The organism is Streptococcus sp. CL6.22, assembly GCF_049738055.1.
Classification (GTDB): domain Bacteria; phylum Bacillota; class Bacilli; order Lactobacillales; family Streptococcaceae; genus Streptococcus; species Streptococcus mitis_DJ.
Genome location: NZ_JBKOTV010000022.1, coordinates 1 through 12,377 on the forward strand (window position 1 = coordinate 1; position 12,377 = coordinate 12,377).

Consider the following 12,377-nt stretch of genomic DNA (forward strand, 5'->3'; position numbering starts at 1 on the left):
AGCGATGAATTCACATCAGGTGGTGCGAAGGTTTATGACTACGATACAGCACGTGACCAAGTCTACACTGTAACCCTTTCAGAACGTATCGAACGTGTAACACCGAAAGATCCTAAACCGCAACCCAACACCCCAGTCAATCCGGGACAACCAAATACACCAAATTGGCCAGGCACTGTTGAGAGAATGGAGAAATTGACTCAAACAATAAGTCGCCGTATTAACTTCCGTTACCTTAAAAATGGAAAAGCTGCATATGGAACAATTGATCAACATATCAGCTATGAAAGAAATGCTCTTGTGAATTTGGTATCTGGTGATATCCATTATGAACAATGGAAGATTACTGGAATTAAGAACCAAGATGTTGTAGCTCCAGTAGCATCTCAACCATCAGTTACGAATAATGGTGAATCAAGAGTTGCTAGATCATCTAGAAGCAGACGAGCTTTGTCAGAAGTAGCTCCAGTTTCAGAGAATCTTTTAGCTACACAAGTTAATAATTCTCAAGTGTCTCCAGTAGGCTTAACTGTGACTGAAAATGGTGAGCGTTCTGTACGCCGTTCATCTAGAGGTAAGCGCGCTGCTGCAGCAAAACCAGATAGTTCAACTAATTCAGAAGCAAATTCATCCGTGAATGCAGTGTTCAAAGCTGTACGAACTCCTGTTACACCAAAATTTTATGCTACTGTAAATAAAGTAGGAACAATGGAGGTTAATCCAAATTCTCCTCAAGATACAGAAGTTAATGTTGACTTGAAAGAAATGGGACGTATTGTAGCAGTCAATAATAAAGGACAATATATCAATAAACAAGGAGAGGTTGTACAAAACATTGAAGACGCTCTCTATAAGTACTATGATAATGATCCAAACGATGCAACAAAAGCAGCAGAAACAAAAATTCCTGAAGCTCCAAAATTCCATGTATTAAATAATGAGCAACCAACTGTTTGGGGATATAATATTGTTGACAAGACAATCGAACCAAATGACGAATCTGATCCTGATCGCATCGGAAAAGATACCTTTGTAACATATAACGAAATTATTGATTCATTAACTAAGGAAACTGAACAAACTGTAAGCTTTACTGGTGCAGGTTCTGCAACTCCTAAAGATAATGTGCAAAATGATTTTGTCTTCAAGGGATCATATAATGAAGCGACTAAAGAAACAACTTGGGAAAATAAGGACCATACCTATGGAACAGTTAAAGTACCAGTTGTGACAGGGTATTTCGCTGATAAAGCAGAAGCTGGTGCTAAGACAGTTACGCCAGATTTACCAAAAGCAACAGATACAGTTACCTATAAAGCTTTGGGTAAAATCATTCCAGTAGATGCTTCTGGAAATGTAATTGCAAATGCTCCTCAACCCCAATACCTGAATGATGCAAATGATCCTCGTAAAGCTGGAGAAACAGCAGTACCTGAAATTGTAGGCTACAAACCAGAGCGTACAAGTGTTACACCTGAAAACCCAGGTGAAGATACAAAGGTAACTTACGTCAAGACAGAACAAGTTGCAGTTGTTCGTTACATAGATGTTGATAACAAGGATGAAGTCGTTCATACAGACAATATTACTGGTAAATCAGGAGAAAAGATCGCCTATACGACAGAAACTGTTTTGAAATCGTTGCTTGAAAAAGGGTACTTATTACAGGAAGATGGTTTCCCTGCAGATGCAACTTTTGATACAGATGAAACAAAAGTTCAAGAATATACAGTCCTATTGAAACATAAGATCACTGTTAAAAAAGATACTCCAAAACTTGTGGAAAGAACGATTCATTATGTATTTGAAGATGGTACAAAAGCAAGTGAAGATCACCATGATCAAGTAAGCTTTTCACGTATGTTAAGTATTGATAATGTAACAGGTAAGACTACAAGTACATCTTGGGTTTCTGAAGATGGAGTGACAAGTTTTGACGAAGTGGTATCTCCAAGTATTGCAGGATATAATCCTGATCTTGCTAAAGTGGTTGCGGTTCAAGGAATTACAGCAGAAACTGAAAATCAAGTTGTAACTGTAACGTATAGAAATATTCAACCAATTCCACAAGTTACGCCAACTCCAATTCCGACTCCGACCCCAACCCCACAAGTTACGCCGGATCCAGTACCGACCCCAACTCCGGTTCCAACTCCAACCCCGGTACCGACCCCAACTCCAATTCCGACTCCAACCCCAACTCCACAAGTTACGCCAACTCCAGTTCCAACCTCTACCCCAGCTCCAAAAGTGCCATCAGCAGTTCCAACTCCAAACTCAGCTCCAAAAGAGGAGGAAAAAGAACTTCCAAAAACTGCGGGTCACTCTTCTGGTATGGCTCAAGTTCTAGGAGTACTTGGCCTATTTGCTGGATTCAGTTTAGTTGGAAAAGCAAAACGAGATGAATAAAATCAAAATAAAACTCTAGACAACAAAATATTGGAAGTGTAGTGTTTTAGGGAGTGAGAATGTATGTCAATACAGCATCAATTCCACTCTCTTTTTTATCATAAAAAGTTAGAGAGAAAATATATGTATTCAAGAGTAAAACGGAATCAAATGAATAAGGTAAACAAGTATTCCATTAGAAAATCAAGTTTTGGTGCAGTATCTGTTGCTGTAGCTGCCTTGATGGTTTTTGGTACTTATTCAAATGTGAGTGCAGATGAACAGAAAGTAGATTCACATCGCACTGAAAAAGAAGAGCAAAAAGTCTCTGAAAAACCAGAAGAGACCAAGCAAGAGAAATCTGAGGAAAAAATAGCAGAATTATCTTCAACTCTTCAAGCTCCAGTTTTGGAAAAAGAAGAATTAGATGTCAATGCCCTTCTAAAGAAGGAAGCAGAGTCTAAAGTGGCAGCTGAGACAAAAAATTCTGACTCAAAAGAATTAATTTTTAAAGATGTAAAACCCAGCGAAGAAAAAAATACTTCACCTGCTTCAAGTGAGAAGGTAAAGGAAGAAAAATCAGTCGAAAAAACTACCTTGGAACAGGTTGTATCAGAAGCAGAAGTTTTAAATCAAGTTGCTGTTCGTTATGCTCAAGAAGCAGATCGTAAAGTTGAAGAAAAAGCCTTGGTTCAAGAAGCTGTTAAGGCAGCAACAATTCAGATTTCACAATCAAAATCCTTGTTGAAAGATTCATATGTTAGTGCAGAAAATCTTAAGACTCAATTAAACCAACTGTATTCAGCTATTGAAACAGTATATACTGAGTTGCAACGTGCAGGACACGGCAAGAAAATTAGCGCTAGTCTATCGCCAACTCAAACACAAGATGTAGCTATCGATAATGGAAATATTATTGCCAGTGGTACAATCGATATGGCGGATCGTGTGACTTCAACAGGTATTGCTGATTATCGTTTCCAATTAAAATTTAAAAATGGTGCCTATCATAAGGGGGATATCTTCACAATTGGTTTGAAGGAATTACCGCAAGACAATAATCTTCCTCAAAAATTGGTTGCTGAAGGTAAAGTATTTGCAGAACGAGTGAGTCTGGTTCAGAAAAATGATAATGCCAAAGCTGGAAGCCTTTCATACTGGGCTTCACGTGGAGATCGTGACGTTGCTTTGGACACAAAAGAATCATGGGATTTAGTTGACAAAGGGAGTCATATTGAAGCAACATACCGTTTTACTGACGAAATTGAACGCTTAGATGATGTTACTTTTGAACTTCAATACAGAGGTGGAATTCGTTATCCTCGAGTGAACGTGGATAAGTCTGTAACTGGTGTTATTTCAGTTAATGGTCAAAATGTAGTCACTAAGAATTACACTGTGATTAAAACAGATATAGGAGCACCTAAAGTTTATGATACACCAGCTACAGCTAACTTCACAGGTGATGTTATGTTGGATGATGATGGTAGTATCAAAACATATAACAGCACTCTTCGTATCGGAACATGGAAATCAAACTTTAGTGCAGGGACCCGTTTCACCGTTCGTATCAATGATACAGAATTCAATAAGTTTGCTACTGTCGGTGAATTTGTTGAACGTGGTGCCCACAATGTCGAAATGATAAATACTAGCCCTGATACATCAAGAACAAGGGTAAATCGTCATAATGTTATTTTGGAGGCGCCTCGTGAAGAACCAGGTCAACATGCAAAATTTAAGATTCTTAAGGCTGCTGATAATGAATTAACCTTTGAACTCGTTTCTGGAAAGATGTTGGCTGGAAGAACCTATGTATTACGTACAAAAGACTTTGGAGTTGACCGTGTTCCGACAAGTCACACAGTTAATTATCTGAATGAAGCTAGAAATGGTTTTAAATCAAATGTTCCAGGGACATTGACAGTTGTTGATGCCAAAGGTAAAAATCTTACAGACCAATACGAACAAGCTGCTGACTCTGACTGGAAAATTGCCAACCCAGATATGGTAAGAACAGATGGACGCCTTGTATATGGAGATGTAGCTGTTCGCTTCGTTGATACTCAAGGGAAAATGCTTCTTCCTGCCATTGCAGCGGTGGAAAATGGAGGTATACTTCAAGATAAATTCACTACTGTAAGACCATCTACCAAAATTGATACTAGCTATGTAGCTACTTTGGAGAGAAATACAACTGAGACAGAAGTTCAAGAAAACAAAGGAATTCAAACAACATCTATCACAGCACCTTATCTATTACATTCACCAAATGGTAAATATTATGTCTTCAAAGAGTATGCACAGAATGATCGTTTCTATAGCAATACGAAGACATCTGGTACGATTACACGAGCTCAAGCCAACGTGGTAGCTGTGTACGAAGAAGCTAAATTTGGTAAAGTTGATATTCAGTATCGTGATAAAACAAGTCAAGCTATTTTAGAAACATTCAATACACCACATGATAAGAGTTCAAATCTCATTAACTTGTTGGGAAATAACTATGATGTGACTGCTAAAGTTCCTGAACGTTTCGAAAAAGATGGTGTAGTATATGTCTTGTCACAAACACCTGCTAATAGTAAGGGACATTTGACACAGGCTGATATCCATGTTGTTTATGATTATGTTGCTCAACAAAAGGCGTATGTTAAATACCTTAATCAAACAGAAACAAGTCCTAAGGTTTTAGGAAATGTGGACAGTGTTGTTGGTCTTCCAGGTGAAACAATTGCTTATAATTCAAAAAATCGTATTAATCAATACCTAAAACAAGGATATGAATTAGTACATGATGGTTTTGCAAATGCTAATGATAAACGCTTTGACAGTGAAAAACAAACTGATCAAGTATTCTCAGTTCAATTAATCGAAAAAGTTGTGACTGTCACAGCAGATGATCCTAAACCAATTGCTGGAAATCCATTAGTAGTAGGAGACGCATTGACACCTGTTTGGCCTAAATCTGTTGAAAACTTAGATACACTGAGAAAAATGACCAAGCAGACGATTCACTACAAATACCAAAAAGATGGTAAACAAGCTTTCAAAGATGTAGTTCGTTCTGTAGTTTTTGAAAGAGTAGCGAGAGTTAACCTCGTTACTGGTGCAGTTATTTATGATAATTGGAAAATCACAAGAATTGATGATAAACCAGTAGCTGCAGTGGATACGACTGTTCATAAACCAAATGTCACTCCACAAGGAGTAACAACTATTGCAGCAACTCCTTCTAGTCTAGGTAATGGAATTTCTATCAAACCAGTTTTGAACGTTCCGAATCCAGTTGTTGCATCATCACCAATTGTTACAAAACCTGTTGTACCGGTCAAACCAGTAACACCGGTTAAACCAGCAGTGTCAACTCCGGCTAAGCCAGCACCTGTAGTTCAACCAAAACCGGTAGCACCATTAACACCAGTCAAACCAGTAGTTTCGACACCAGCAACTCCAGCGCCTGTTGCCACACCACAACCAGTAGCTCCAGTAAAACCAGTAGCACCAGCACCGGTAACACCGGTTAAACCGGCAGTATCTACTCCAGCTACACCAACACCTGTAGTTCAACCAAAACCGGTAGCGACTACTGATTCAAAACCTAGCTTAACTCCAGCTGAAGCCTTGGCTGCAATTAAACCAACAGATTTTTCTTCACAAACATCTGTTAATAAGAAAACAGAAACAAAACCTGTTCCTGGTGGAACGGCTACGACTACAACTACAACGACAACCACTGTTACCTCAAATGCAGCAACAGCGGGTCCAACAACACCAATTGTCACTATCACAACAAATGAAACCGAAACTCATTCAGAGGTGACAAGTGTCATTCATACTGGCACTACTAGCCATACTCATGTGGTCGGAGTGGTTACAAAACCAAACGTAATTGTTACTCATCCAAAACCAAGTGTTCAGCCTAAACCGCATTTAACGAGACCTCATCATGGACCAGTACACCATGTTCCTTCACGTCCAGGTAAACAAGTTAAACCAATTAGAACTGGACCAGGAACTCGTGGTCATGCTAGAAGACATCGCTAAATATAAAGTGTTAATACTGATTTAACTAGTAGGATAGTATAATCTAAATAAAATAGAGTTTATAAAAATGAGTAACTTAATATAAAAGTTGCTCATTTTTTGATAATAAAATGAATTTAGTAATTTTCTGGATTAGTAAATTATTTTTACAAAAATATAACAAATCTTATAAACAATATATTATGTATCGAAAGGGTTTGCATATAAGGAAATAAAAGAATATAATATATACAAGAAGTAATTTTATAATTTGAAGCAAGGAGTTCTTAATGTTTTTTAATCGAAAAGGAATCAATCAAAAGAATTGGCGGATGATAAAGAAAGGGAAGCATTTTCTTTTTGGGTGCACTCTTTTTTTGGCTACAGGAGCAGTGACGATACAGAATCCACATCTTGTTCATGCTGATGAAATGGTTGCGTCTCTGAATGATTCAACTAAAGTTAAAGATGAAGATCCGAATAGTGACAAGATTCCAAACGATGTGGAAAATCATCCACAGGTAGAAAATCCTGTTAAAGAATCAGATAAGATTTCTGAACATGTTCCAGAAGAAAAAATTCTTGAAAAGTCTTTAGAGCATCCAGTCAAAGCTGTGGATAAAACTGCTTTAAATGAATTAATTGAAAAGATTAGGAACACTGATTTACAGACTAAAACAGCTAAATCAGTTGAAAATCTTAATCTCTCTTTGTCGCGTGCGCAAGCAGTCTTGGATAAAGAAGGTGCTAGTCAGGATGAGATAGATAAAGAAGTTCAAGCTTTGTCTGAATCATTTGCTCAACTGGAAGAGAAAAGCAACGACATAGACAAAAAAGAAAAGCAAGCAGACAAAGCAAACGATAGTGATGAAAAGAAAAATCCTTCAACAGAAAAGATCGCTAAGGTTCAGGCTCTTGTTTCAGAAATTAACCAACTGGCAGGAGAAATCAGTTATGAATTCAGTGAATCTGAAAGCAAATCTCTTCAAGTATTTGCAGATTTATCTGAGGGAAAAGCCACTGAGAGTGAAGTTGATGGTGCTCTAAATGAAGCGAAGAGCCTCCGCAACAAAGTAGCTAATAGAGTAACTCGAGCACAATCTGGGAAACGTGATCCACGGAATGGAAAACCAATTGATGGTAAGGGAGAGAGTGGGTTTAGAGCTATTTGGATATCGTCAATTGCTAACAAATACGAGGGTAGTAATGCGTTAGTAAACGAAAATAAAAAAGAATTAACTTTTTATAATTCAGATACTCTATTCTCGGTAATGACAGCATATGGTAAAAGAGGAAATGGAGAGCCATTAGTAAGATATCCGAATGGCCCTAAACGTGGAGAGGAAGATCCTACTCCGTATTATGTAAAAAGAGTAGGAGTTATAAGTGGTCTTAATCAAGTTAAAGGTTTAAAACTACGTGTAGCTTATAAAAATTTCCAAACAGGAAAGAAAGAAGAAGTAGATATTGCTGCTAACTATTGGAATGTAAATAATCCTGAAGTGCAAATGGCTCTTGTTGGAACTATAGGTGATGGTGGAAATGTAACACCAGGTACTTATCATATTACAATTGGAGCAAATGGGACACATAAACAAAATACAATTACCTATACTTTGACTATCAAACCTCAAAGTGAACGTAATACTGTTAGAGATTTAACGCCAACTTATGTGGATGATGTCCGTCATTTAACGGAAACAGAAAAAAATGCTTTGATTGAAAAATTTAAAGCAGAGCATCCAAATGTGGTTAATCGTGCGAATCATATCGACTTTGACCATGCTGAGGTATCAGCTGATGGTGCAACAATGACGATTCATTTTAAAGATGGATTCAACCCTAAAACCATTCAAACAAATGCGACAAATGATGTAGAAGCGAAACATTCCAGTTTGACTGCTTATTTTGGGGATTCAAAAGAATTATATACGAATCCAAGAGAATTAGTACGATCAAAAACAGGACATGAAGTACCAACAACGGCTCAGGTAACGTATAAAACACCATTTAACTTGCAAGAAGCAGGGACAAGAAATGTTGTTGTCACAACAACTTATGAAAATGGAGTAACAAAAGATGTAACAACTCCTTATACAGTTTTAGATTTTCTAGGAAAACAAGATAAAAAAATTAATCAGAATCAGTCTGGTCAACTAGGGGATGCTAGAAATTACGTGACAGTTTCAGATAATTCAGCAGTTCCAGGAGAATTAACAGTTCGTTGGAAAGGTGGCTCTTCTAATGTGGATACCTCTGCAGCAGGTGTACAACATAAAGAAATCGAAATTCTTCGTGGTAGTCATTTAATGAAAACTGTGAATGTCCCAGTTGAGATTGTAGATAATATTAAACCGACAATTACTGCCCCTGATAATATTACATTAACGAGATTAGAAGGACTACCTAGTGAAATCAATATTCACGCTCAAGATAATGATAAAGGAGTAGGTCTCAAAGAAAGTAACTCTGTAACGGTTGACAATCTACCGAATCCATTATCTTACAATGCAAAAAAATCAAAAATTGAAATTAATGGCGTTATTCCAAATAATTTCCAACTTGGTAAATCAAGTATTCAAGTGACTGTTAAAGCGGTTGATAAAAAAGAAAATACTGCGACTAAAAATATTACTTTCCATATTCAATCTCAAACACAAAAATATACAGCAGTTGCTAATTCTCAAATTCAAGAAGTGAGTTATGGGGAAGCGCCTGATGCAGGAACAAGTATTCAAAAAAATGGGCTGCCAACAGGTACAAGATACGGATGGGCAACACAACCTAATACGGCAACAGGCCCTGGGGATCAAACCGAAGTCGTAACTGTAACCTATCCAGATGGCTCAACAGATACAGTACCTGTAACCGTGAAAGTCCGTAAACTAAGTGATGAACATATACCAACTGGAAAGACAATTACTGTGAATCAAAATGATCCAGTAACGAATGATAGATTAAAAGCAGCAGTAACAGTGGATAATGGTGGAACTAGAAAAGTCAAGTCAGTTACTGCAGCGCCTATAAGCACTGTGCATGCAGGCTCACAAACCATAAAAGCGACAGTAACTTATCTGGATAATACCACTGATCCAGTTGATATTCCTCTAGAAGTAAAAGACGTAATTGCTCCAACAATTCAAACACCAACAGAAGGTCAAACATGGGAAATCACAGCATTAGATAAGACATTGCCACCTATTAAAGTAGCAGTTGCTGATAATCCTGGAGGAAGTGGAATAAAGAGTATTGTTCCAATGAACTTACCAAGTTTCTTGAAGTATGATAAAGCGACAAGTAGCATCGTTTTCCAAGATGGAGAACGTGAAGTTCCAAAATTGTCTGGAAGAACTCGAACTACAAGAAATATAACATTACGTGTGGAAGATAATGCAGGAAATAGTAGTGAACGAACATTTAGTATTACTCACATGCCTATGGCTGAAAAGTATAATCCACAAGCGAATGCAACGATTCAAGAAGTGAGCCATGGTGAAACTCCTAATCCGAAAACAAGTGTGAATACAGCAGGATTACCGACTGATGCTCAATATACATGGAAATCTGCACCAGATACGAATAGACCTGGAAATAAAACAGGAGTCGTGAAAGTTACTTATCCAGACGATTCAGTAGATGAAGTAACGGTTACTGTAAAAGTTCGTAAGCTAAGTGATGAGTATGAACCTACAGCTACAAAAATTGTCAAAAATCAAAACGATACTGTCTCAGAACAAGACTTAAAATCTGCTGTGACAATTAATAAAAACGGTAATAGTAAGGTGAAAACTGTTACTCCTGTTGGGAAAATTAGTACTGCTGAGACAGGGAACAAAGAAATTTCAGCAACGGTAACCTATCTCGATGATACAAGGGATACGGTAACAATTCCTTTAGAAGTAAAAGATGTAACGGCTCCAACGATTCAAACACCAGCGAATGGTCAGAATATCGATTTAATAGCATTAGATAAAGCATTTTCTCCAATTAAAGTAACATCTGAAGACAATGCAGGAGGAAGTGGTGTTCGGTCAACAACGGTAACAGACTTACCAGATTTCTTAACTTATGATGATGCGAATAAAACCATTAAGTTTAAAGATGGTACTCAAGAAGTTCCAAAATTACCAGTTGGTACAGATTCTCAAACACATACAGCTACAATTCGAGTGACAGATAATGCGAATAATAGTAGTACTTCACAATTAACGTTTACTGTGAAATCAATGACTACCAAATATGATGCAACAGCAAATCCGAACAAACAAACAGTGAGTTATGGGGCAACTCCAGATGCAGGAACAAGCGTGAATCAAACAGGCTTACCGGAAGGGACAAGTTATGCTTGGAAAACACCACCAGTAACGACCGATGGGCCTGGAGAAAAAGATGGTGTAGTAGAAGTAAAGTATAAAGACGGTTCGAAAGATATCGTAAATGTAAAAGTTACTGTAAAAGGACTTAGCTCAGAATACGAAGTAACTGGAACGCTAATTGAAGTAAATCAAAATGATTCAGTTTCAAATGACGACTTAAAAGCGAAAGTAACTGCAACTTCAAAAGCAGGAAATGTGAATGGAACAGATAAGATTTCAACAGTTACAGCACCTACAATCAGCACAGCTAACTATGGTGAACAAACTATTAACGCTACAGTAACTTTCAAAGATGGAACAACTAAAGAAGTGACCATTCCTCTGAAAGTTAAAGACGTGACACCACCAACAATCCAATCACCAGCAGAAAATACAAACTGGGAAATGACAGCATTAGACAAAGCTTTACCAAATATGGAAGTAAGAGCGGAAGATAATGAAAACGGAAGTGGAATTAAAAACGTTACTGTGACAGGCTTGCCTGATTACTTAGAATATGATAGTACAACTAACGCTATTAAATTCAAATCAGGAAAACAAACAGTAGAAAAACTAGCTGAGAATACACCAAGTCAAGAATTTACTTTAAACATTCGAGCAGAAGACAAAGCAGGAAATGTCAGCGAAAGAACTGCGAAAATCACTGTATCTTCAATGAGTGCGAAGACTAATCCTACGCCAATTCCGCAGAATACAAGTTATGGACAAGTTCCTGATCCTAATGCAAGTGTAGATAAAGCAGGATTGCCAGATGGAACAAAGGTGACGTGGAAAACACCACCAGTAGTAAATACACCAGGCGCAACAGCTGGTGAAGTAGAAATCACTTATCCAGATGGCTCAAAAGATGTAGTGACAGTAAATGTAACGGTTAGAAAAGTAAGTGAAGATTTTACAGCAATTGGAACACAAATTGAAGTAAATCAAAATGTATCAGTTACTCCAGAAATGTTAAAAGGAGCAGTAACTGCGACAAATGCGCAAGGTGAGAATGGAAATTCTAAAATTGCAACCGTGGAATCCAAAACACCAATTAACACTGAGGCGTATGGAGACCAAACAATACAAGCAAAAGTAACATATATTGATGGTTCAGAACAAGACGTTACAATTCCATTGAAAGTAAAAGATGTTACGGATCCAACAATTCAAACACCAGCAGAAAATACAAACTGGGAAATGACGGCTTTAGATAAAACATTGCCTCCTATGAAGATTGAGGCAAAAGATAATGCAAATGGTAGTGGAATTGCTACTATTGAAGTGAGAAATATGCCTTCATTCTTAACATTTGATCAAGCTTCTGGAACAATTGTGTTCAAAGAGGGTGTTCGAGAAGTACCGAGAATTGATTCTGATAATGTAATGCATGGTGTAACGATAGTAGCTAGAGATAAAGCAGGAAACTCTACATCGAAATTAGTGAATATAACAGTTTCATCAATGCGTGGAAAATACAGCCCAACTGGTATTGCGCAAACCGTAGACAATGGTCATGTGCCAAACGCAGAAGACAGTGTCAATAAAACCGGCTTACCAGAAGGAACAACTGTTACATGGAAGACAAGGCCAGATGTCAGCACACCG

Annotated in this window: 3 protein-coding genes; all 3 read left to right on the top strand. The window is 37.6% G+C overall.

Annotation, left to right across the window (positions count from 1 at the left end; genetic code table 11):
* The coding region (locus ACLNCW_RS09705; RefSeq protein ID WP_424846198.1) for a mucin-binding protein at nt 1-2,409 on the top strand (2,409 nt) is incomplete at its 5' end.
* Between the two features lie 150 nt (nt 2,410-2,559).
* Complete coding sequence (locus ACLNCW_RS09710) at nt 2,560-6,435, top strand: mucin-binding protein (RefSeq protein ID WP_424846200.1); 3,876 nt, start codon at nt 2,560-2,562, stop codon at nt 6,433-6,435.
* A 410-nt stretch (nt 6,436-6,845) separates the two neighbouring features.
* The coding region (locus ACLNCW_RS09715) for a Rib/alpha-like domain-containing protein (protein WP_424846202.1) at nt 6,846-12,377 on the top strand (5,532 nt) is incomplete at its 3' end.

What these genes read in the sequence shown, in the direction of transcription:
- ACLNCW_RS09710 (WP_424846200.1), top strand. Translation starts at nt 2,560, where the DNA reads ATGAATAAGGTAAACAAGTATTCCATTAGAAAATCAAGTTTTGGTGCA.